This is a genomic window from Alkalimonas mucilaginosa, from assembly GCF_036327005.1.
Classification (GTDB): Bacteria; Pseudomonadota; Gammaproteobacteria; order Enterobacterales; family Alteromonadaceae; genus Alkalimonas; species Alkalimonas mucilaginosa.
In genome coordinates this window covers 42851-63804 of record NZ_JAUGZK010000010.1, presented here as the reverse complement: position 1 = coordinate 63804, position 20954 = coordinate 42851, and the positions used below count along the sequence as shown (strand labels likewise).

The 20954-nt window shown below is 50.0% G+C and carries 22 protein-coding genes; 12 read left to right on the top strand and 10 right to left on the bottom strand.

Annotated features, from left to right (window positions below; translation table 11 throughout):
• Positions 1–2 precede the first annotated feature (2 nt).
• The 8 genes from ihfA to QWF21_RS13155 all read left to right on the top strand — a co-directional run bounded on the left by ihfA (position 3) and on the right by QWF21_RS13155 (position 9136).
• Positions 3–299, top strand: coding sequence for an integration host factor subunit alpha (ihfA, locus tag QWF21_RS13190; RefSeq protein WP_091341292.1), 297 nt, complete (start codon positions 3–5; stop codon positions 297–299).
• Between the two features lie 203 nt (positions 300–502).
• Entirely contained in the window at positions 503–1444 is a 942-nt protein-coding gene (locus QWF21_RS13185; RefSeq protein ID WP_330088517.1) for a YbgA family protein, read from the top strand.
• A 13-nt stretch (positions 1445–1457) separates the two neighbouring features.
• Positions 1458–2858 (top strand): deoxyribodipyrimidine photo-lyase, encoded by a 1401-nt coding sequence (gene phrB / locus QWF21_RS13180; protein ID WP_330088572.1) that lies wholly within the window; start codon positions 1458–1460, stop codon positions 2856–2858.
• 4 nt (positions 2859–2862) lie between these two features.
• Positions 2863–3291: a nuclear transport factor 2 family protein gene (locus QWF21_RS13175; RefSeq protein ID WP_330088516.1), complete on the top strand. Its 429-nt coding sequence runs from the start codon at positions 2863–2865 to the stop codon at positions 3289–3291.
• A gap of 11 nt (positions 3292–3302) precedes the next feature.
• Positions 3303–4565 carry an NAD(P)/FAD-dependent oxidoreductase gene (locus QWF21_RS13170; RefSeq protein ID WP_330088515.1) on the top strand — a complete coding sequence of 421 codons (1263 nt, stop codon included), beginning with the start codon at positions 3303–3305 and terminating at the stop codon, positions 4563–4565.
• Positions 4558–5292 (top strand): DUF1365 domain-containing protein, encoded by a 735-nt coding sequence (locus tag QWF21_RS13165; RefSeq protein WP_330088571.1) that lies wholly within the window; start codon positions 4558–4560, stop codon positions 5290–5292. Before QWF21_RS13170 ends, QWF21_RS13165 begins: the two co-directional genes overlap by 8 nt.
• A 5-nt stretch (positions 5293–5297) precedes the next feature.
• The gene (locus QWF21_RS13160) at positions 5298–6542 is read left to right on the top strand and encodes a cyclopropane-fatty-acyl-phospholipid synthase family protein (RefSeq protein ID WP_330088514.1); all 1245 of its coding nucleotides are present in this window, start codon (positions 5298–5300) and stop codon (positions 6540–6542) included.
• Between the two features lie 182 nt (positions 6543–6724).
• On the top strand, positions 6725–9136 hold the full coding sequence (locus QWF21_RS13155) for a bifunctional diguanylate cyclase/phosphodiesterase (protein WP_330088513.1): 2412 nt from the start codon (positions 6725–6727) through the stop codon (positions 9134–9136).
• Here the strand turns inward: QWF21_RS13155 and QWF21_RS13150 are convergent.
• The 3 genes from QWF21_RS13150 to QWF21_RS13140 are packed head-to-tail and all read right to left on the bottom strand — an operon-like array spanning position 9128 to position 11755.
• The gene (locus QWF21_RS13150; protein ID WP_330088512.1) at positions 9128–9955 is read right to left on the bottom strand and encodes a CvfB family protein; all 828 of its coding nucleotides are present in this window, start codon (positions 9953–9955) and stop codon (positions 9128–9130) included. The genes QWF21_RS13155 and QWF21_RS13150 overlap by 9 nt on opposite strands.
• A gap of 34 nt (positions 9956–9989) precedes the next feature.
• Positions 9990–11522 carry a DUF3413 domain-containing protein gene (locus QWF21_RS13145; protein ID WP_330088511.1) on the bottom strand — a complete coding sequence of 511 codons (1533 nt, stop codon included), beginning with the start codon at positions 11520–11522 and terminating at the stop codon, positions 9990–9992.
• Between the two features lie 11 nt (positions 11523–11533).
• On the bottom strand, positions 11534–11755 hold the full coding sequence (locus tag QWF21_RS13140) for a YejL family protein (RefSeq protein WP_330088510.1): 222 nt from the start codon (positions 11753–11755) through the stop codon (positions 11534–11536).
• 68 nt (positions 11756–11823) lie between these two features.
• Here QWF21_RS13140 and yejK point away from each other — a divergent pair, with 68 nt between their 5' ends.
• Positions 11824–12843 (top strand): nucleoid-associated protein YejK, encoded by a 1020-nt coding sequence (gene yejK, locus QWF21_RS13135; RefSeq protein ID WP_330088509.1) that lies wholly within the window; start codon positions 11824–11826, stop codon positions 12841–12843.
• 4 nt (positions 12844–12847) lie between these two features.
• Here yejK and QWF21_RS13130 read toward each other — a convergent pair whose 3' ends face one another.
• From QWF21_RS13130 to QWF21_RS13110, 5 genes are read right to left on the bottom strand one after another with little or no spacing between them, the layout of a single operon-like run.
• The gene (locus tag QWF21_RS13130) at positions 12848–13063 is read right to left on the bottom strand and encodes a DUF2897 family protein (protein ID WP_330088508.1); all 216 of its coding nucleotides are present in this window, start codon (positions 13061–13063) and stop codon (positions 12848–12850) included.
• Positions 13060–13752, bottom strand: a complete 693-nt coding sequence (locus tag QWF21_RS13125) for a M15 family metallopeptidase (protein WP_330088507.1) — start codon at positions 13750–13752, stop codon at positions 13060–13062. The genes QWF21_RS13130 and QWF21_RS13125 overlap by 4 nt, the downstream gene beginning before the upstream one ends.
• Positions 13749–14885, bottom strand: a complete 1137-nt coding sequence (gene dapE / locus QWF21_RS13120) for a succinyl-diaminopimelate desuccinylase (protein ID WP_330088506.1) — start codon at positions 14883–14885, stop codon at positions 13749–13751. The genes QWF21_RS13125 and dapE overlap by 4 nt, the downstream gene beginning before the upstream one ends.
• Positions 14882–15235: an ArsC family reductase gene (locus QWF21_RS13115; RefSeq protein ID WP_330088505.1), complete on the bottom strand. Its 354-nt coding sequence runs from the start codon at positions 15233–15235 to the stop codon at positions 14882–14884. Before QWF21_RS13115 ends, dapE begins: the two co-directional genes overlap by 4 nt.
• Positions 15232–15723: a hypothetical protein gene (locus QWF21_RS13110; protein WP_330088504.1), complete on the bottom strand. Its 492-nt coding sequence runs from the start codon at positions 15721–15723 to the stop codon at positions 15232–15234. Before QWF21_RS13110 ends, QWF21_RS13115 begins: the two co-directional genes overlap by 4 nt.
• A 553-nt stretch (positions 15724–16276) precedes the next feature.
• On the opposite strand from QWF21_RS13110, the gene yfbV reads away from it, so the two are divergent.
• On the top strand, positions 16277–16735 hold the full coding sequence (gene yfbV / locus QWF21_RS13105) for a terminus macrodomain insulation protein YfbV (RefSeq protein WP_330088503.1): 459 nt from the start codon (positions 16277–16279) through the stop codon (positions 16733–16735).
• 5 nt (positions 16736–16740) lie between these two features.
• Here the strand turns inward: yfbV and xthA are convergent, their stop codons facing one another.
• The gene (xthA, locus tag QWF21_RS13100) at positions 16741–17550 is read right to left on the bottom strand and encodes an exodeoxyribonuclease III (RefSeq protein ID WP_330088502.1); all 810 of its coding nucleotides are present in this window, start codon (positions 17548–17550) and stop codon (positions 16741–16743) included.
• Positions 17551–17686: 136 nt separating this feature from the next.
• On the opposite strand from xthA, the gene QWF21_RS13095 reads away from it, so the two are divergent.
• Both QWF21_RS13095 and deoC read left to right on the top strand, forming a co-directional pair.
• Positions 17687–18403, top strand: a complete 717-nt coding sequence (locus QWF21_RS13095; RefSeq protein WP_330088501.1) for a M48 family metallopeptidase — start codon at positions 17687–17689, stop codon at positions 18401–18403.
• A gap of 166 nt (positions 18404–18569) precedes the next feature.
• Positions 18570–19301 carry a deoxyribose-phosphate aldolase gene (gene deoC / locus QWF21_RS13090; RefSeq protein ID WP_330088500.1) on the top strand — a complete coding sequence of 244 codons (732 nt, stop codon included), beginning with the start codon at positions 18570–18572 and terminating at the stop codon, positions 19299–19301.
• Here the strand turns inward: deoC and QWF21_RS13085 are convergent.
• Entirely contained in the window at positions 19298–20935 is a 1638-nt protein-coding gene (locus QWF21_RS13085) for a response regulator (RefSeq protein ID WP_330088499.1), read from the bottom strand. The two genes, deoC and QWF21_RS13085, sit on opposite strands and share 4 nt — an antisense overlap.
• Positions 20936–20954 lie beyond the last annotated feature (19 nt).

Here is a 20954-nt window from a genome sequence, read left to right as displayed (position 1 = left end):
TCATGGCACTGACCAAAGCAGATATCGCAGAGCGATTGTTTACCAAATATGGGGTGAGCAAGCGTGATGCCAAACTTATTGTAGAAGCTTTTTTTGAAGAGATCCGCTCGGCTCTGGAAGCCGGTGAGCAAGTAAAGTTGTCTGGCTTTGGTAACTTTGATCTTCGTGTCAAGAATGAGCGCCCTGGTCGTAATCCGAAAACCGGTGAAGATATTCCTATCTCAGCCCGTTGTGTGGTGACCTTCCGTCCCGGACAGAAGTTAAAGTCCAGGGTTGAAGAAGGTACCAGTAAGCTCTGATTGTATTCCATCACAAAGCCCTGACTCATCAGGGCTTTGCTTTATGCCAGCATGTTCATCATTTGGGCTGAGATTATGTTGCTGGTCACGGTAGTTCCCTTCTTGTTGAATGATTGAGCAGTCGCTATTCTTTTTCCCGGGCCGCTGATCCAATACTTGGTCAGTGCTGTATCAAAATCTATCCAATTTAGTGAGAAATCTGCATGCAATTAGCCATTGGCATCAGTGCCTGTCTGTTGGGGCAAAAGGTTCGATATGACGGAGGTCATAAAGCCTCAGATTTTTGTTTGACTCAGTTGCAGCCGTTTGTGCGTTACCAGGCTGTGTGTCCGGAAAATGCCATTGGTCTTGGCACACCCAGGCCACCTATTCGATTGCTGAAAAAAAGCCACGGTGATATTCACCTGGTACAGGTCAAAGACGCAAGTCGTGATTACACCCAGGCTATGCTTGACTACACCGATCAGGTGCTGCCGACGATGGAGCAGCTATCTGGCTTTGTGGTTTGTGCTAAATCGCCTAGCTGTGGTATGGAGCGGGTACGTCTATTCACTGAAGAAGGCCATCAACTGGGAAAAGCCGGGGTAGGTTTGTTTACCCGTGAGCTGATGCAGCGTTATCCCTGGTTGCCGGTGGAAGAAGATGGTCGCTTGCACGATACGGAGTTACGAGAGAGTTTTATCACCCGTATTTTTGCCTGTCATGATTATCAGCAGCTGTGCAGAAGTGGCTTTAGCGTCGGTGCCCTGGTGGCCTTTCACAGCCGATACAAGTTCCTGATTATGGCGCACAGCCCTTCAGCTTACCGTGAGCTTGGTCGCTTGGTCGCTCAGGCACGGCTGTTTGAACCCGGAGCGCTGAAACAACGTTACCTGCTGGATTTGATGCATGCCTTGAAACAGCCTTGCAGTCGAAAAACGCATGCCAATGTGCTGCAGCACCTGCAGGGCTTTTTTAAAAAGCACTTAACCGCAAAAGAGCGACAGGAGTTGAGCAGTTTGATTGATCGCTTCCGAGTAGGTCATCTGCCATTGATGGCACCCTTGACATTGTTACAACACCATTTGACTCGTTTTGAACACCCGTATCTGGCTGCGCAAACCTACTTGCAGCCCTATCCGGAAGCATTAGGTTTGCGGGGGTAATATGACGCAAAACGTGCAGTTGGTATGGTTTCGCTCAGATTTACGTACCTACGATAATGCTGCGCTGTTGGCAGCAATGGAGCAGGGGCCAACCATGGCCCTGTTTGTGGCTTGCCCCAAGAGTTGGCAGCAGCATGATATGGCTCCGATGAAACAAGATCTGATCCGGCGCCGCGCAGAGGCATTAAAGCTCGAACTGGCAGCTTTGGGAGTACCTTTGCTGCTGGTTGAGGGTACCGATTATCGGGCATTGCAATCGGTATTTACTGCATTATTACCACTGGGAATTGATACCGTATACAGTGAGCAGGAATACGAACTGCGGGAGCAGCAGCGTGATCAGATGCTGCAGCAATGGCTGGCAGAGCAGGGTGTTGGCTGGTGGCAGTGCGATCGTCAGTGTGGCTTTGCACCGGGCAGCTTTGTCACTGGTAGTGGTGCTATGTATCAGGTGTTTACTCCGTTTAAAAAACGTTGGCTGCAGCGTTTTGCCGAACAAGGTGTCACAGTACTGCCCAGGCCCAAGGCGCAGCCAACGCTTCGCATACCCTCATTAGCACTGGCTGTGATGCAGCCTGGTGATCACAGTTCTGCCGCCTGGCCAGTGGTGCAAGACACCTTGTTGTCGCAATTGCGTAACTATTGCCAGCAACGTGTGCAAGATTACCAAAAGAGGCGTGATTTTCCAGCCCTGGATGCCACTTCCAGATTGTCTCCTTATCTGGCATTAGGTGCTCTTTCGGTACGTCAATGCATTGCGCGGTTGCAGTTTGAAGCTGGTGATAGCTTGCAGCAGGCTGACTCAGGTGCTTCGGTTTGGTTATCAGAGCTGATTTGGCGGGACTTTTACAAGCATGTCTTGGTAGCCTGGCCTGATCTTATCAAGCACCAGCCGTTTCAGGCTGATACCGCAGCCATTCGCTGGCGCAATGATCCTGCCTTGTTTCAGGCCTGGTGCGATGGCAAAACGGGTTATCCTTTAGTTGATGCAGCCATGCAGCAACTGAACCAAAGCGGCTGGATGCATAATCGTTTGCGCATGGTCGTCGCCAGCTTTTTGGTGAAAGATTTGCATATCGACTGGCGTTGGGGCGAGCGTTACTTTATGTCCAAATTAATTGATGGTGACTTTGCTGCCAATAATGGCGGTTGGCAGTGGGCTGCTTCAACCGGAACCGATGCCGCACCATACTTCCGGATTTTTAATCCGGTCAGTCAAAGTGAGCGCTTTGATCCCGATGGTGCCTTTATCCGTACCTGGCTACCGGCACTGGCCGCTTGCCCGGCAAAACACATCCACTGGCCGCATTCAGACACTATGGTGAAGTCCTATCCAAAACCGGTGGTGGACCATGCGCAGGCACGGCAAGTTACTTTGGCATTGTTTCAACAAGCCAGGCAGCAGAACGGATAATAGTATGAAGCGACTGGAAGCTTTTTTAAATTTTTATAATAGTTTAACTAGCAGTGAACTGCACCGGCTGTCGGATCTGTATCACCCGGAGATACGTTTTGTCGATCCGGTCCATGAGGTGGAGGGCTGTACCGCACTAGAGCGCTACTTTAGTCACGCCTACGCTCGTTTGAGTTTTTGCAAGTTCGAAGCCAAAGCTCACTGCGAACAGGGGGATTGTGGCTTTATCAGCTGGCAAATGACCTTCGCTCACCCAGCCATTGGCAAGGGTAAGACCATTCAAGTCGATGGTTGCACAGAGCTGCGCTGGCATGCCGATGGGCGCATTGTTTTTCATCGGGACTATTATGATTTAACTGAGTTGGTATACCGCCATTTGCCAGTGATTGGCTGGGCAACCAAACAAGTAAAGCAACGAATGGCGCAAGCCTGAGAAGGGATCCTATGAAAATTGCGGTAATAGGTGGTGGTATCGCCGGTATGATGTCGTTGTATTTGTTGCAGCGTCAGCATCAGGTGGTGTTGTTTGAAGCCAATGATTATCTGGGCGGTCATACTGCGACCGTGGATGTCGAGGTAGCAGGAAAGACACTAGCGGTGGATACTGGTTTTATCGTCTTTAATAACTGGACATATCCATTGTTCAACCGTTTTTTGGCAGAGCTCTCTGTGCCATTTCAGCCGACAGAGATGAGTTTCTCGGTGAAACATCAACAATCTGGCCTGGAATACAATGGCAATAGCCTGGCCACTTTGTTTGCCCAAAAACGTAATCTGTTTCGCCCTTCATTTTGGGGCATGCTGCTTGATATTGTGCGCTTTAACAAGCTTGGGAAAAAGCTGTTGGCTGATGATCATGCCGATTTGGAGTTGACCTTGGGAGATTTTTTAGCCAAGTATCGTTTTGGCGAGGCAGTCCAGCAGCAGTACTTACTGCCGATGGGGGCCGCTATCTGGTCGTCGGGGTTGTCCGATATGCCGTCTTTTCCTGTGCGGTTCTTTTTGCGCTTTTTCAATAACCATGGTTTATTGAATGTCAGTGACCGGCCGCAGTGGTCGGTGATCTGTGGCGGCTCACGTGAGTATGTCCGTCGATTGCAGCAGTTACTACCCGCAGAGAGTATCCGCTTAAACAGCCCGGTACAATCGGTGCGTCGCACCAGCACGGGTGTTGAGTTGGTGATGCCTGATGGCTCTATTGAATGCTTTGATCAGGTAGTTTTTGGCTGTCACAGCGATCAGGCTTTGAAGCTGCTGGCCGATGCCAGTCCGGTTGAGCAGGCGGTGCTGGGGGCTATTGCTTATCAGCGCAACGACGTAGTGTTGCATACCGACAGTACCTTACTGCCAAAGCGTCGTGCTGCCTGGGCAGCCTGGAACTACAATCTGACGGCGGATGCTAGCGAAAAAGCCACCTTAACCTACAATATGAATATCTTACAACAGTTGGATTCGAAGCAAACCATTTGTGTGACACTGAATAATACGGCTGCCATTGCCAGTGACAAGATCCTGCGACGTTTCCAATACGATCATCCGGTATTCAACAGCTACAGCATGGCTGCTCAGCAGCGGCGGGCTGAAATTAATGGTGTTAATCGCAGTTGGTTTTGTGGTGCTTACTGGTACAACGGTTTTCATGAAGACGGGGTGCGTAGTGCTGTTGATGTGGCGCGGGCGCTGGGAGTACCTTTTGGTGATGACTGATTGCGGGCACGCCTTCTACCTGGGCGAGTTAGGACACAAGCGTTTCGTACCTAAATCACATGGCTTTGGTTATGGAGTGCATTACTTCTGGCTTAATAGCAAGCAGTTACCCAGCCTCGGCCGTAGTTGGTTATTGAAGTACGAAGGTTTTGCTGCTTTTAGTTACCGGCGCAAGGATTACCTGACAGGGGCTGCCTGTTTGTACCAGGCGGTCTGCGATAAAGTGCAGCAGTTGGGTGGGCAAACTGCCATTACAGATGTTTATTTGCTGAGCCCTTTGGCCAACTGGGGGCATTACTTCAGCCCGCTTACTCTGTACTATTGTTACAATCAGAGCCAGCAGTTGATCTATCTGTTGGCTGAAGTGAGCAATACCCCCTGGAATGAACGGCATCACTATTTGATCCCGGTCGGGCCTGATGGTCGTTTCCAGCACGACAAGACTTTTCATGTGTCGCCATTTAATCCGATTGCCATGCAATATCACTGGCGTGTTAACGCACCAGCAGAGCAATTGAGCTGCTCTATTCAGAATTACAAAGACGAGCAGCAGGTATTTTGTGCCTGGATGACATTGCGGCGACAGCTGCTGTGCAGCAAACAGCTATGGAAAGTACTGATCCGCAATCCCTGGCCTAACGTATTGGTAAAAATACGAATTTACTGGCATGCACTGAAGCTGTTTCTGAAAAGAACCCCAGTGTATGCCCATAGCAAAAAAGGATAATGCCAATGACAATGTCGTTGACGGAGGGGGCGGTTGCCCGTAAATTGAGTTGGCTGGATAAACTAAGCCGTCGTGTGGTACTGAACTTCATTGCCAGACTTCAGCATGGCTTTATTCGTATCACTGAAGGCTCGCAACTGCTTGAATTTGGTGATAAGTCAGCCGATTTGCATGTAACCATTCGGGTGCAGGACCCTGCTTTTTACCGCAAAATGCTTAGCAGTGGCTCTATTGGCGCGGCAGAGGGATATGTTGAAGGCGCCTGGAGCTGCGATCAACTGACCGATTTGGTTCGTATTTTTGCCCGTAACCTGACGGTGCTTGATCAAATGGACTCGAACTGGACCCGCCTTAGCCGCCCCTGGCTAAAATTATTAAACCTACGTAACAGCAACTCGAAACGGCAAGCCAGGAAAAATATCTCGGCCCATTATGATCTTGGTAATGCTATGTACCGCTTGTTTCTGGATGAGAGCATGATGTATTCCAGCGCGGTTTACCCGACTGCAGATGCAAGCCTGGAACAAGCACAGCAACACAAGCTGGAATTACTCTGTCAGCGCTTGCAGTTGTGTGCTGATGATCATTTGCTGGAAATTGGCACCGGCTGGGGGGGAATGGCAATTTACGCGGCTCAGCACTATGGCTGCAAAGTGACGACCACCACTATTTCAGAGCAGCAATACCTGTATGCAAAAAGCCAGGTTGAAGCTGCAGGCTTGCAAGATAAGATTACTCTTTTGCTGCAGGATTACCGCGATCTTACTGGCAGTTACGATAAACTGGTGTCGATAGAAATGATCGAAGCGGTAGGGGATGAGTACCTGGACACTTATTTTCAGGCATGTTCTTCTTTGTTAAAGCCTGATGGAATCATGGTACTGCAAGCCATTACCATGGTCGATCAACGTTACCGCCAGTACGTCAGGGAAGTCGATTTTATTAAACGTTATATTTTCCCGGGCGGCTGCTTGCCATCCATTCACCGCATGTCGGAGGCAGTGACTAAGCGGACTGACCTGGTGATTCGCCAACTGCAGGATATTGGTCTGGATTATGCCAAAACCCTGAACCACTGGTGTGAACGCTTTTTACAGCAGAAAGAGGAAGTTCAAAAGCTTGGCTATGATCGCGACTTTATTCGTCTGTGGCATTATTACCTGTGTTATTGTGAGGGCGGCTTTTTAGAGCGCGCTACCAGCACGGTGCATTTGGTGCTAAGTAAGCCTGCAAATCGGGCGGCATTTTAAAGCAAAGGTTGTGTGTTTGGCCGTCTTTGCCAGATGGCCAATTTTTCTCTAAAGTGCGCCACCTTTAGTGCATAGCATGGTTTACGTAGTGCATGGCATGGTTTTACGCTGGTATGAAGCCATTATTCTGTGTTATAAGCGAGACAAAGAATAATGAAACGGCGAGCGATGACCCTGCAGCTATGACGAAGCGTTATCAGGATACTCCTGAAGTCACCCAGCTAAACCACCAGTTAGCTCAGTTAACTGAGCAAAATCATGAGCTCAAAATTATTAATCAGCTTGCCATAGAGCTGCATCAACTAAATGATGTGCAGGCGGTGACGGATTATGTCGCCAGCACGCTTGCTTTTGAGCTCGGTTTTGAAGATTGCGCCATTTATCTGATCGATGCAAGCCAGCAGCAATTGGTACGTTACGCTGCAGCAGGTTCGCGCAACCTGACCGATGATGGTGGTTACCGCAAGCTTTCAATGCAACAGGGCATCGTGGGCTATTGCGCCAGGCAGCGCCGGACTATTCTGGCCCATGACACGCGTCAAAATGAGCATTATTTACTGGATGTTACTCCCAGTTTGTCGGAGCTGGCTGTCCCTGTGGTGGATGAAGGCTTGGTGCTGGCGGTGATTGATTCCGAACACCAGCAAGCAAACTACTTTACCGTGCGTCACCAACGGTTGCTGGAAAGCATAGCTTCCATTCTAGCCAGTAAACTGCGCAGCTTACACACTATGGCGCAACTGGAAGAGTCGGTCGATAAGCTGGAGTATGCCGAAAAGCTGCAAAAATCCTTGTATGAGATTGCCGCTTTTTCCTACCTGGCAGAGGATTTGTCCGAATTCTACAGTCATGTTCATCAGGTGGTGAGCGCCCTGATGTATGCACCGAACTTTTTTATCGCTTTGTACGATGATGAAAAAGATCAACTGCATTTCCCGTACTTTGTTGATACGCGAGGTGATGAAACACCTAACAAGGTGTATCCCAAAGAGATCCTCAAGAGCAGCCTGACCGGCTATGTATTTCGCACTGATCGTCCCTTACGGATCAACCGGGATGAACTGATCACTTTTTACCAACAACATCAGCTGAAAGTGTACGGCAAAATGCCGGCTTGCTGGCTGGGCGTTCCCTTTCATTCCGGCGATAGTGTGCATGGTGTGGTGGTAGTGCAAAGTTACATTGAACAAATTCACTATGATCACGGCGATCAGGAGCTTCTGACCTTTGTGGCACAGCATATCTCCAACGCCTTAGAGCGGGTATTTTCCGAGCGAAAATTGCAACATCAGGCTTTGCACGATAGCCTGACTGCTTTACCAAACCGGGCGCTGTTTCTGGATCGGGTGAATCATGCGTTTTTACGGATGCAACGTTTCCCGGAGCAAAAACTGGCGGTGATGTATCTGGATCTGGATAAATTTAAAGCAGTCAATGATACCTATGGTCACACCATCGGTGATGCATTTCTAATTGCGGTTGGCAAGCAGTTAAAAAGTTGCATGCGTCAAAGTGATACTTTAGCCCGGTTGGGAGGGGATGAATTTGCTATTTTGCTGGAAGATGTAGAGGGTCTGACGACCATCGAAGAAGTTGCCCGGCGGATCCTGGCTGCACTGCAATGTCCGGTGCAGGTTGGCACCCTGTCTTTGCTGGCTTCGACCAGCATTGGTATCAGCTTTTGCGAGCTGGATGCACCGGGGTTGGTACCGGATGAGTTAATTCGCCGCGCTGATATTGCTATGTATCAAGCAAAGAAAGATGGGCGTGGCGTCTACCGTGTGTACGATGAGAGCATGCAAGCGGAGACTGCATCTGGCTGGAGTATAGAGCAGGAGCTGACCATTGCTTTACTGGATGATCAGTTTCATTTGATGTATCAACCCATTGTTGCTTTGCAGGGCATGGCAATACAAGGCTTTGAAGCCTTGATCCGCTGGCAGCATCCGGAGCGGGGATTGATTGCTCCTGATCATTTTATTCCTATTGCAGAGCAAAGCAGGTTGATTATTCGCATCGATCATTATGTCTTGCGAAAAGCCCTGCGTCAGGCGGCTTTTTGGTTTGCTGCCGGTCAGCGCTTTTACCTTAGTGTGAATGTCTGTGGTGCCACGCTCTCGGAGCCGGGCTTTGTGACCTGGTTAGATGAGTTGTTTCAACAATATGGCATTCCATGCAGTTGCCTGGCGCTGGAATTGACCGAGCGGTCGCTGATCGAAAATATCAGCCAGGCCAAAGACAGCTTGCGGCAGCTGCGACAGCGCGGTATTCGTATTCTGCTGGATGATTTTGGTACTGGCTATTCCAGTCTGAGCTACCTGAGTGAGTTCAGGCTGGATGTATTAAAAATTGATCGTAGTTTTATCAGTAATATGACGGATGATGCAACCGATCATCCCATTGTGAATACCATCATTGCTCTGGCGAAAGGTTTGCAACTGAGTGTGGTAGCTGAAGGCATTGAAACCAAGGCCCAGCAACAGGTTTTACAGCGCCTTGGTTGCGATTACGGCCAGGGGTACTGGTTTGCCAGGCCACTTAGCGCTGAACAAGCCATGGATTGGCTGAAAGCGGCAAGAGCTGATTTACAGTAAATAGATCCCATCAGCTCCGATACGAATTTTCTTGGCTTTGAATAAACTGCCAATGGCTTGCTTGAAGGCCTTCTTGCTGGCTGAAAATTGTTGATAAATTTCATCCGGGCTGCTTTTATCGTGTAAGGGTAAAAACCCACCCGCTTGTTGCAGTGCATCCAGTATAACAGGCTCCAGGTTTTTAACTTTGGCTGCACCTATTGGATTCAGGCTTAAATCAATTTTACCGTCGCTACGTACCTGGCGGATATAGGCAGTCAACTGTTGCCCCGGGTACAAGCGTTCGACCACCTGATCTTTAAACAGCAAACCCCAGTGTTGTTGGTTGATAATTGCTTTGTAGCCCAGCTCTGTGTGGTTGGCAATAATGATATCAACCGCTTGCTTCTCTTGGTACTTGGCCGGAGTTTTGTCCAGGAATTTGTCCAGCTTACTGGAGGCTATAATACGGTTGCTCTTGTCCACCAAGCAATGTACCAGGTAGCGTTTGTTCGCTTGCATTGGGATTTGCTGTTCGCTGTAGGGCACCAGCAAGTCCTTACTCAGCCCCCACTGCAAGAAAGCACCAACCCGGTTTACATCGACAGCCTGCAGTAAGGCAAAGCCTCCGACCTGGATCTTTGGCGTTTCAGTGGTGGCGATGAGTTGATCTTCAGAGTCCAGATACAAAAACACATCCAACAACTGACCAGGTGCAGCATCTGCTGGAGCATAGCGCTTGGGCAGCAGGATTTCACCCCACTCCAGACCATCCATAAAGTAGCCAAACTCGACTTTCTTTTTAATGGCGAGCCGATTAATTTTACCAAGTGCCAGCATGAGATTTCCTTTTTAAATGGCGGTTGGGTAGCTTTTAGTGATCAGGACTGGTGGTATCGTTGTTGCGTATTGGTAACCGCTGCATGGCATCGACCAGCATCGGCATATCGAAACGCTCATTCAGCGGTAAGCCAGTTGCGGCAGACCAGACACCAAAGCTGTGATCTTCACGAATAATCACCAGCTTATCTTTGTAAAAGCTGTACACTTCGTGTTGGCTAATCGCCAGTTTGGGCAAGTTGCGTGGTGCCAACAGGTTATCACCGGTTAACAGAGGCTGACTTTGACAGCCAGCATAGGCCAGCAGGGTAGGCAGCAGATCTAAATGCAAGCCGGCGGCAGCTTGCTGCTGCTGCCGTAGTTCAGGCCAGAGGTACCAGCCGGATGCCGGAGCCAGCTTCCACTGTGAGTGGCTTCCGGTCAGCTCCACTACCAGTAATGGGCCCGCGGCAGGTAGCTGGATATCGGCTGGCTGACGCAGGAACTGCAATTGCACGGCAGCATCGGGTTGCGAAAAGTTTTGCATCCAGGCTGGAACTACCGAAAAATTTTCATCCAATTCAATACCAAAACGTTCAGGCTGTTGCAGCAGCCATGACGGAGGTGTTTCCAGCAATGTAGGGATGTATTCTGGGGCAGCAAACTGGCCAAACAACAGGTGCACCAAGGCTTCTTGGGGCTCGGTGGGGGCAAAGTGCGGAGCCAGCCTGCGCAGTCCCTGTTGATCCAGCCATTGCTTGTCTTGCTGGCTTAATCTTGGTGTGATGACCAGAGTTAATGGCTCTGTTTGCACTGGCTGGCACTGCAACTGGGTAGACACGGGCTTAAGATAATCCAGTGCATCCAATTGCTGTTGTTGGCTGCTGGCGCGCTCTTGTCGGTCTAACAGGCGGTAGCGGGCCAGAAAGCTTTTAGCCGTTGCCGGATAGGTTAATGGCAGCACATTGTCCTGGCGGACTATATCCAGGTTCAGTTGGGCATCGCCCCAGATATGGATCAGGTGGCTCAGGGTAAAGCTACCAACAAAGAAAATCCAGATAGGGCGGCCACTGCGGGTTGCCTGCAACCGACCTACTTTTTTCCAGCAAAAATTACTCAGCGTTAGTTGCATTGCCAGTATGCCGGCTGCGGTGACGCTGACAATCAGCACGAAATTGCGCAAATTGGTGACAATCTGCGATTGCATCAACTCGATGGTTTGCTGCCAGGATGTATTGCCAATATGGTAGCCAAGGCTACGATAGACGTAAGCATCAAAGATCAGTACAACCAGGGCCACGGTCGCCAGAGCGGCACCAAGACCCCGCACATGCTTTTGTGATGGAAACAACAAGCTGATCGGAAACACCGTCAGGATAAAAAATAAGAAACACAGGAAAGCCGTATGCCCCAGCCAATTGCTCAGCAGGTAACTCCAGCCAAGCAGGCTTTGCGGCAAAGGCTCAGCAAGCCAATAACTGGCAGTGACCAGTAAGGCCAGCAGGATATTAAAAAAAGTAAACCAATGCCCCCAATTGAGCAGTCGGTTGACTTTGTTGACCAGTGAAAGGTTATGCTCCAGTACCATAACTTAGGCTATCAGGTTTTGCTGGAGATGCTGTCGCTTAGCGCCAGACAAAATTGCTGCACCAGTTCAGCACGCTTCGATACAGGCACATTCTGATTGACGATATGGCTGACAGCATTGCCCAGACACATCAGGCTAAGTTCCGTGGTGGCCTCTTGCTGACGCAGCTCGTCCAACAGGGCATTGACCAGATTTTCAATTTGCGAGGAAGAATACTTTGATACAATGGGCATGGGAGTACCGGGAAAGTCCGCTTATCTGGTGTGAATAGTAACAGAAATCTGCAACATTAGGAAAATTTATGTCGGTCGATGTGTTCCAGTTAACCATTCATTATCTTGAGCTGGATGAGCAGCAAGCCCCCCAAATCCGCGAGCCTCAGGCGTTGGTGCCAACCAATGCCCAAGTCTGCCATCTGCTTGAGCAGTTGCACTTGTCTTACAACGGAAAGCCGGCCAAGGGCTATGCCCGCTTTAGTGAGGAAAAATCCCCTTTGGTGCAAGACAGCCTTGAACAATGGCTGCAACAACCCGAGGATTTTTTACAGCTGGCTAAGACTGCGGCAGCTGAATTGGTCCGGCAACTGACAGAACATCAGTTGGCAGAGTCGGGCTATTTGCTGATTAGCCACTATCGTTATCTGGCCACCGATTATTTGCTGCTGTGCCTGCTGGGTAGTAAAGAGCATTTCAGCGTCACTGCCGAGTTGGATCTGGCGGCCGCCAAACACCTTGATATTGCCCGAATGCAGCTGGCGGCTCGTATTGACTTGACTGAATATCAACTCAATCGCAACCATCCGCACGCCATTTCTTTTATTCGCGGCCGTGCCGGCCGCAAAGTAGCCGATTTTTTTCTGGATTTCCTTGGCTGTGCGGAAGGTTCGGATGCAAAAGAAAACAGCAAGCAAATGCTTAGCTCCGTGGAAGAGTATCTGAGTGCAGCGGAGTTTGATCCGACCGAGAAAAATCAGGTACGGCAACAGGTCTATCAATATTGCGAAGAACAAAGCAAGCAAGGGCAGGATGTTGTGCTAAAAGAGTTGTCTGAAGCCATGGACCCGGATGATCAGCATGGCTTTTTGCATTATTGTGCCGAGCAACAACTGGCCGTAGCCGAGCAATTTCCAGTGGAAGTGAAAAGCCTGAAAACCTTGGTAAAGTTCAGTGGTGCTGGTGCCGGCGTTAGTGTCAGCTTTGAACAGAAGCATCTGGGTGAGCGGGTAGTATACGATCCACAGCAGGATACACTTACCATTCGTGGTGTGCCGCCTAACTTAAAAGATCAGCTGCAACGTTTTTTCGCAACCGCTCAGTCTTAGGTGGTTATTCCGGGCCGGGCTTTGTTGTTTCGCTGGCTTGGCCCTGGTTTTTTGCTGATAGAGGGCCCTGTTTGTCAGTAAGGCTTTTATTCTCGTCTGGTTTAGCGGTTGGCTTTGTGGTTTTAGCTCCCGATAGTTTGTCCAGATGGCGCAGTAGCATCAGGTTGCCCAGAATCACACCAAAGGCAAGTACCAGGGCAGTGAACAGGGCCCAGTTCATGCGGCAGGCTCGCAGATGGTCTGGACATAGCGCTGGAAAATCTCTGGCAGCTTGGTAAGGACCAGGCTTTGTTCCGCTATCGGTTGGCGTAATAAGGCCTGCCGGACGGTGTCCAGGCTTAATTGCTTTAAGCAGGCGTTAGCAAGCGGCTGGTAGCTTAAATGCCAGGGCTCAGCGGCGACTCCGCCAGAGTACTTTCTGTAAGGCAAAAAGAAACCAGCTTCAGCCGCATGCCGGTCCAGCCAGGCGGCCAGGTGGGCAAAAACCCCTCCGGGTTGATATTCTGATGGGACCAACTGCAGTTGATAACCAGCAGGCAATGCCGCCTGATCCATCACATCCAGCTCAGTACCCCAGTGGTGCCGGCTGGTGCCTGGCAAAGCACTGTACAACAGAATGGCTTCGAGCTTGTCCCAACCAGACAGCTGCTGGATATCCAGCGCCTGTTGTTGCTGGTTGAGTACCGGACGGCTGCCGTTGCACTTTTGTTGCCAAATCTGCGCCTGACGCTCAAAACTGCGGTAGCTGGATACCGCCACCAACTCAATACCATCCCGTCTGGCCAATTGACGCAGCTGTAACCAGGCATTGGCAGCCTCCGCTTGTAAAAGCTCACCGCTAGCAAGCTTCTGCAAATGGCTGTCGTCCTGACCGGTAAGTTGCCAAGACGTCAACAGCTCAGTGCTCATGTCAGGCTATGCTCTAAGATCTGTTCGTACATCGTGGCCAGTCGATCCAGATCTGCCGCCAGCACGCACTCGTTCACTTTGTGAATAGTGGCATTGCAGGGGCCGAGCTCGATCACTTCTGCTCCGGTTGGTGCAATAAAACGACCATCCGAGGTACCACCGCTTGTTTCCAGCTTAGGGGCAAAGCCTTGTACCTGCTTCACAGCCTTCACAGCGGAATCCAGTAGAGTCCCTGATTGCGTCAGGAAGGGTTCGCCGTTTAATACCCAGTCTAGTTGATAATTCAATGCATGTTTATCCAGGATGGCATAGACCCGCTGTTGCAGCTGCTCAGCAGTAACCTCAGTGCTAAAGCGGAAATTAAACAGTACCTGCATCTCGCCGGGGATCACATTGGTAGTACCTGAGCCGGCATGGATATTGGAAATTTGAAAGCTGGTGGCAGGAAAGAAAGCGTTGCCTTGATCCCATTGTTGTGCTGCCAGCTCAGCCAGAGCCGCAGCGGCTTTGTGGACCGGGTTATCAGCCAGTTGTGGGTAGGCAACATGACCTTGCACCCCTTGCACCACAAGATTGCCGCTTAATGAACCTCGGCGGCCATTTTTTATAACATCACCTACCTGATGGCTGCTGGATGGCTCGCCGACGACACACCAGCGGATTTTCTCCTGCCGGGCTTCCAGGGTTTCAATGACCCGCTTGGTGCCATTGATAAAAGGCCCTTCCTCATCGCTGGTGATTAAGAAGGCGATATCGCCGGTCAGCTGTGGTTTCCGGGCTAAAAAACGCTCTGTAGCAACGATCATCGCTGCCAGGCTGCCCTTCATATCAGCCGCACCTCGACCGTACAAAGTACCATCGATCAGGGTTGGCTCAAAAGGCGGGGTATGCCAATGCTCGAGTGAGCCTGGCGGGACTACATCGGTATGGCCTGCAAAGCAAAACAATGGTTTGCCATCGCCTTTGCGCGCCCATAAATTCAGGGTATCTTCAAAAAACATCGACTCAATGCGAAAGCCCAGCGGAGCAAGCCGCTCCGCCATGAGTTGCTGGCAACCAGCGTCTTCCGGAGTGATCGATGGCCGGGCCATCAACTCCATCGCCAGTTTGATCACGGCACTTGGTTCGCTCATGCCAGTTGCTCCTGCAATTGTTGATAACTGCTTTCGGAAAAACCAACCCGATACCCCAGCTTGCAATGCAGTAATGGGCGTTTAATCAGTGTTGGATGCTGCAGCAGCAAGCGAAGTGCTTTGCTGGCATCCAGTTGGCTTTTATCCTGCTCTGGCAATTGCCGGAAGGTGGTGCTTCGCGTATTCAATACTTTGTCGTAACCCAGCTCGGCAATGGCGCTTTGCAATTGCTCTTCGGTTAAGGGGTGTTGGCGGTAATCGACAAACTGATAGGGCAACTGTTGTTGTTCCAGCCAGCGACAGGCTTTTTTGATGGTGTCACAATTGGGAATGCCATACAGCGTAATCATGAATTTTTTCCTGCTAGTTGAATTGAAAAACAAGGCTCCAGTGCTTGCACAGCCCGGTTAACAGCTATCGGTTCAGCCCAAATAGCCGGGTGAGGGAAGACGGCAAGGCTGAGTATGGGTTTGTATTGCAAATAAAGAGGATCGAAGGTCAGCAATGGCTGGCCCGGGCGGACAGGGCCCTGCTGTAGCTGCCAGTGAAGTCCCTGGCCATATCGGGACAACAGTGTTTCGGGTAGCTCGAGTCGCAAATGCAAGCCGCTGCTGTGGCGCAAGCGGATGCAGGGGTGCGGGCAAAATTCCAGCCGGGCGTCACCGGCGCAGGGGCTGACCACATGAGGAGCGCTGAGTCGCAGGCAAAAACCAAGGCTTGTTAACTGCCGAATAACGGCATTGGGCGCTTGATTCAGTGCTTGCAAGTAACCATCTGCTGGTGCCAATACAGAGAAACCCTGAAGACGGCTTGCGCTACTGGTGTTTACAGTTTGCATCTGGTTTTCGTGATAGTGAATGATCCCTGTGTCCTAGCATAGCTAAATTGCTGCTTTGATGCACCCGTTATCCAGCTACTGCCACTAGTCACCCTTGGAATAAATGATATTTTTATGAACTAAGCATGAATTTGCGATGAAGGTGTCATTTTAGCTGTACAAAATACTGACACAAAGCCTGGGGGGTGGCTGGAAACAGCATTTATCTTGTCCACAGAATCTGTGGATAATTCTGTGGGTATTCATGTGTAACTGGCGCAAGTGATTGATTGAAATTAGTTATGTCTATTGGCACATTTTTTGATTGTTTGTTTATAAGCTAAAATATAGACAAAAATGCCATAAACGCACTTTGCGTTGTGCATTTTGATTTTAGTCACAGTTAATCCCAGTAAAGTCATGGTTTCAGGCACTTTTTTGGTTGACTTTTCTCGCCAGCCCTTATCTGTGTAGGGGGATGCGACTTGATTTTCTGTGCGTTCGCTACCGTGCAATAAAAAAATTTGCACGGCGTTTTATGCTAAAGTGAATAGGTCAGATCATAGGAGGAAACATGCGTCAATCGATGTATACGATCATTCGAACAGGCATGCATTACAGTAAAGTTTGGCCAATGCAACCGGAGTTGCATGGCGTATTTCCAGAAAACCGGATGATACGGTTGACGCAATGGGCTCAGAGAGTGCTTCCTGGCATTGCCGTGCTGAATGCTGTGCTTCAGTATCAGTGGCATGGTGCCAGCCAACTGCCTTTACTGATCGCTATGAGCTTGCTATTGCTTTCCATACCTCTGCAAGGATGGTATTGGTTAGGTGTGCGTTCTCGCAAGCGCCTGCCTCCGGCTGTGCGGCAATGGTATCAGCAGATCATGCAACAAATGCAATTGCAAGGGGTTGCGGTTGTGCCTGCCCCGCAGGCACCTGAGCAAACTTTGCGTTATTACGATTTAGGTCAGCTGTTGCAGCAGGCTTACCGTCAGTTGGATAAAGCCTTTATCCGCAACAGTCTGTGACAGGATTACAGTGCGAAAGTGGACCAGACCGGGGCATGATCCGATGGTTTTTCGATACCCCGTAATTCGTAATCAATGCCTGATTCGGTTAGATGACTGGTTAAAGTGGCTGTTGCCAGAACCACATCAATACGCAGGCCGCGGTTGTCCAAAAAGCCCTTTGAGCGATAATCGAACCAGCTGTATTGCTCGCCGGTCTCAGGGTGAAGTTGCCGGTAGGTATCGGTCAGTCCCCAGTTTTGCAAGCGCGCCAGCCAGGCTCGCTCTTCTGGCAAAAAAGATGTTTTTCCTTCCCGCAACCAACGTTTCGCGTTAGCTTCACCGATGCCGATATCAATGTCCTGTGGCGAAATATTGATATCACCAATCACCGCCAGCAATTCATCCGGTTGGTGGTGATTGACCAAGTAGTTCTGCAAGTCATCGTAAAACTTTTCTTTGGCGGGAAACTTGATAGGGTGGCTGCGGTTTTCACCTTGCGGAAAATACCCATTCAGCAGTGTTAACTGCCGGCCATCCTTTAATGCAAAGCGGCCTATCAGCATGCGGCGCTGTGCATCCTCTTCGTCGGTTGGAAAGCCATATTGCATCTGCAGTGCTGGTGTCTTACTTAAAATGGCAACACCATAATGACCTTTTTGCCCAAAATAGTAGGCATGATAGCCCATAGCTTCGATAGCACTTAACGGAAATTCGTCATCGTGCACTTTGATTTCCTGCAAACCAATCAACTCAGGTTGATGCTTGCTGATCAGTGCCTCGAGTTGGTGCAGTCGTGCTCTTAGGCCATTGATATTAAAAGATACAATTTTCATGCTTGGTCCATTTTCGCTGCTGATTGGAAAAGTATAAGGCTGATCTTACCACCACAGCTGCCTGGGGTGAATGTATGCTTGAGTACAGGGACAAAAATACCTATGCTAGCAGCCAGAAAAAATGGCCGGATGATAGGTGGCGGGAAAAATGCTGCAACATGATGACACTGGGCTCAACTACACGCTGGTACGCAGTGCAAAGCGCAAGCGTCTGGCATTGCAGGTGAAAGCGGGGTCACTTTTTGTCAGGGCGACGCCTCATTGTCGTGAAGCGCACATTCATGCCTTTATTCAGCAGAATAAAGCCTGGATCCAGCGGCAGCTGCAACAGCAGCAACTGCAATTGCAGCAAGCAAAACGCAACCCGGTTGAGGATGGTGTGTTATTGCTGGATCAGATCATTCCTGTGCAATTGTTACAAGCCAAGAAAAGCAGTTTCGTATTTGAAGGGGGCCACTTGTTGTTGTACTCTGGCAGCAGGGTTCGGCCCGAGCGGCGCTGGTACAGTTATCAGCAGCAAATTGAGTGTTGGTACCAGCAGCAAGCCCACCTATGGCTGGAGCCGCGCCTTCAACACTGGCAGCAGCGCATGCAGCTGTTTTGCTCGAGCTTTTACCTTAAAAGCTGGCGCCGTCGCTGGGGATGTTGCAGCAGTACCGGTAAGCTTGGACTAAACTGGCACTTGATCAAAGCTCCCGACTGGGTGATTGACTATGTTATTGTGCATGAGTTAGCTCATTTGCAGTGGATGGACCACTCTACCGATTTCTGGCAACTGGTGCGCAGTTATTACCCGGATGTGGAGGCTGCAAGGCGTTGGTTACGGCAGCACCAGCTTCGGTTACTGACATAAAAAAACCGGCCACGAAGGCCGGCAAGACAAACACAAGGACAGGTTGAAACACAAGAACGAGATAAAACACTATAAAAAAACAGTACTATCACTCTTACATTTAAGACGCTGATACACTGAAAAAGTTTCACTAAAAGAAAAAAAATCTAAAAGGCTCCTGATGATCATGTTTGAACGTCTTACACAATTAATGTCACTACTTGATGTTACACGCTTGCAACAGCCGGATGATGTGCAAGGCGTGCGTCATTGGCTACAGCAGGTTGCGCAGGCGAAGCATCAGCCGGCAGCCATCTGCTTCTATCCCGAGTACCTGCCGCTGGTGGCAGAGTTTCCGGTATGGCAACAATCCAGGTTAGGTATCGCAACGGTCGTGAATTTCCCCTCAGGCCAGCAAAGTATAGACGTCGTGAGTCAGCAGATTACGGATGCTTTAGCAGCCGGTGCAACTGAAATTGATTGTGTGCTGCCGTATCAGGAACTCATGGCTGGAAAAATCGGGGGTGTGAAAAGCTTCCTGCATGATGTGCGTCAAGCCACAGGCTCCGCTTTATTAAAAGTGATTATTGAGAGTGGTGAGTTAATCACCTGCCAGCAAGTTGCTAAAGCAACGGAGTTGGTGATTGAAAGCCAAGCTGATTTTGTCAAATCATCGACCGGCAAAGTTCCGGTAGGCTTAACGGATGAGGCCGCTGAAGTGATGCTGACAGTCATTGCCGGCGCTGATCGGCTGGTTGGTTTTAAAGCTTCTGGCGGCATTCGCACCCTGGCTCAGGCATTGGCGTTGATGGAACAGTATGAACGCATAACCGGTCGGCAGGCGCAGCCTCAGTCGCTGCGCATTGGCGCCAGTACTTTGTTTCAGGAGCTGTGTCAGGCGTTGCAAGAAAAAGCCTAACGCCGTTGTTCGCTGCGTATTTTTTCGAAGCGACTTAGTAACTCCTGATAGCGAACCCGGTGATGTTCCGGCAGCGGCATATGATCCACCACACGGAAGGTTTTACGGCAGCGTTCAAAGGCATCTCCGGCTCTGGCACGTCCATTGGCAGGTTGAGTCAGCTGTTGCAGCAGGCTTTGAATGTAGTTAAGTGCTGCCCCGGTATTCATCGGGGCCAGTTCCAGCGCCAGCTCAAACTGTCTGGCCGCTTCCTGGTAGTTGCCAGCCTTGTAGCAGCGAATGCCCTCTTTGTTAAATTCGGTAAAGTGCGCTCGTCGCTCGCCGGTGCTATCCACCTGCCGCCGCATAATGGCATTCAGTACAGGGTTTTCCAGGGTGGCTTCCGGCAAACGTTGTCTCAGGCTTTCAGCTTCTTCGTACTCGCCGATTTGATTGAGTAACAGTACCGCATCTGCCAGGCTGTGCTCTTGCTCGGTTAATAAATCAGCAATGCTGGCATAGGTTCGTTTGGCCTGAAATTGTTGGCCGCTAAGAGACTCCAGCCTGGCCTGGCAAAGTATTTCAAATACATCGAAATCGATATCCCGAATCATGGCTTCATCCAGCCGGGCACGTTGCAAAGCAATCAAGGTTTCTTGTTGGTAACGGTTTTTTTGTTGAGGATCTTCAGCTTCCATCGCTGCTTCAATGACCGTGCGGATGTAATTTTGCAAATGAATCACATCCTGTTTTAGTGAACGTCGGGTGATCTCGTACAGTTGTTTGCTGGCAGCGACCTGCTGCGGAATATCATGCAACTCCCGGGCAATTTCCATTACCAGATGCTGGCGACTCATCGAATGCGGGGCTATCTCTGCTGCTTGCTGAATGGCCTTTAACGCATCTTCCGGTGCGCTCAGTGCCATATAGCATTTGGCGGTTAAATCCAGCGCCTCGGCAAAATAACGGTTGGACTCCAGTGCTTCGTTACAAAGGGCAAGGCACTGCTCATAAGCCTGACGTTCATAGCAAATGTGCGCCTGCAGCATCAAGGCCCAGCCGCTTCGGTGTTGCTGCAAATTATGCGCTAAGACTTGCTCCGCTGCATCCAGTTGCTGTTGCTTGATCAGTGTTTCGGTAAGAACACGCTTACAAAATTGCTGATACCGGCCCTCCTGACTAATTTCCTGCCGACAGAAGTTGACTACCTGCTCCAATTGTTCATCGTGCAGCGCCTGATACAGGGATTTCAGCTGCTTTTTTTTGTGTTGTATTTTGTGGATGCGGTTACGTAATACGCGTTGAGAGAAAGGCTTTATCAGGTAATCGTCCGGCTCCAGTTCTACGGCACTCATTACCATGGGGACAGTGTTTTCACTGGTCACTATCATAAAAATACTGCCGGGCTTTAGCAGTTTCTTTTCACGTAAGTCTTCCAGCAGCTGTTTGCCATTTTTGCCTGTGCCCAGGTGATAGTCGACAAAGAGTACGTCGTAATCCATATTAATGCACTTGGCCAGTGCTTGTTCACCAGTTGGGGCAAAAGCAATGTTGGTTGCGCCCATGGAATAGAGAATGCCTTTGAACATCAACTGAAAGGAGCGTTGATCATCAACAATCAGTACGCGCAGATTTTCAAGTGCTTTGCTTTCCATTAAAACAACGGTGTTGGAA

What these genes read in the sequence shown, in the direction of transcription:
- ihfA (WP_091341292.1), top strand. Translation starts at nt 3, where the DNA reads ATGGCACTGACCAAAGCAGATATCGCAGAGCGATTGTTTACCAAATAT.
- QWF21_RS13185 (WP_330088517.1), top strand. Translation starts at nt 503, where the DNA reads ATGCAATTAGCCATTGGCATCAGTGCCTGTCTGTTGGGGCAAAAGGTT.
- QWF21_RS13175 (WP_330088516.1), top strand. Translation starts at nt 2,863, where the DNA reads ATGAAGCGACTGGAAGCTTTTTTAAATTTTTATAATAGTTTAACTAGC.
- QWF21_RS13170 (WP_330088515.1), top strand. Translation starts at nt 3,303, where the DNA reads ATGAAAATTGCGGTAATAGGTGGTGGTATCGCCGGTATGATGTCGTTG.
- QWF21_RS13165 (WP_330088571.1), top strand. Translation starts at nt 4,558, where the DNA reads ATGACTGATTGCGGGCACGCCTTCTACCTGGGCGAGTTAGGACACAAG.
- QWF21_RS13160 (WP_330088514.1), top strand. Translation starts at nt 5,298, where the DNA reads ATGACAATGTCGTTGACGGAGGGGGCGGTTGCCCGTAAATTGAGTTGG.
- QWF21_RS13155 (WP_330088513.1), top strand. Translation starts at nt 6,725, where the DNA reads ATGACGAAGCGTTATCAGGATACTCCTGAAGTCACCCAGCTAAACCAC.
- QWF21_RS13150 (WP_330088512.1), bottom strand. Translation starts at nt 9,955, where the DNA reads ATGCTGGCACTTGGTAAAATTAATCGGCTCGCCATTAAAAAGAAAGTC.
- QWF21_RS13145 (WP_330088511.1), bottom strand. Translation starts at nt 11,522, where the DNA reads ATGGTACTGGAGCATAACCTTTCACTGGTCAACAAAGTCAACCGACTG.
- QWF21_RS13140 (WP_330088510.1), bottom strand. Translation starts at nt 11,755, where the DNA reads ATGCCCATTGTATCAAAGTATTCTTCCTCGCAAATTGAAAATCTGGTC.
- yejK (WP_330088509.1), top strand. Translation starts at nt 11,824, where the DNA reads ATGTCGGTCGATGTGTTCCAGTTAACCATTCATTATCTTGAGCTGGAT.
- QWF21_RS13130 (WP_330088508.1), bottom strand. Translation starts at nt 13,063, where the DNA reads ATGAACTGGGCCCTGTTCACTGCCCTGGTACTTGCCTTTGGTGTGATT.
- QWF21_RS13125 (WP_330088507.1), bottom strand. Translation starts at nt 13,752, where the DNA reads ATGAGCACTGAGCTGTTGACGTCTTGGCAACTTACCGGTCAGGACGAC.
- dapE (WP_330088506.1), bottom strand. Translation starts at nt 14,885, where the DNA reads ATGAGCGAACCAAGTGCCGTGATCAAACTGGCGATGGAGTTGATGGCC.
- QWF21_RS13115 (WP_330088505.1), bottom strand. Translation starts at nt 15,235, where the DNA reads ATGATTACGCTGTATGGCATTCCCAATTGTGACACCATCAAAAAAGCC.
- QWF21_RS13110 (WP_330088504.1), bottom strand. Translation starts at nt 15,723, where the DNA reads ATGCAAACTGTAAACACCAGTAGCGCAAGCCGTCTTCAGGGTTTCTCT.
- yfbV (WP_330088503.1), top strand. Translation starts at nt 16,277, where the DNA reads ATGCGTCAATCGATGTATACGATCATTCGAACAGGCATGCATTACAGT.
- xthA (WP_330088502.1), bottom strand. Translation starts at nt 17,550, where the DNA reads ATGAAAATTGTATCTTTTAATATCAATGGCCTAAGAGCACGACTGCAC.
- deoC (WP_330088500.1), top strand. Translation starts at nt 18,570, where the DNA reads ATGTTTGAACGTCTTACACAATTAATGTCACTACTTGATGTTACACGC.
- QWF21_RS13085 (WP_330088499.1), bottom strand. Translation starts at nt 20,935, where the DNA reads ATGGAAAGCAAAGCACTTGAAAATCTGCGCGTACTGATTGTTGATGAT.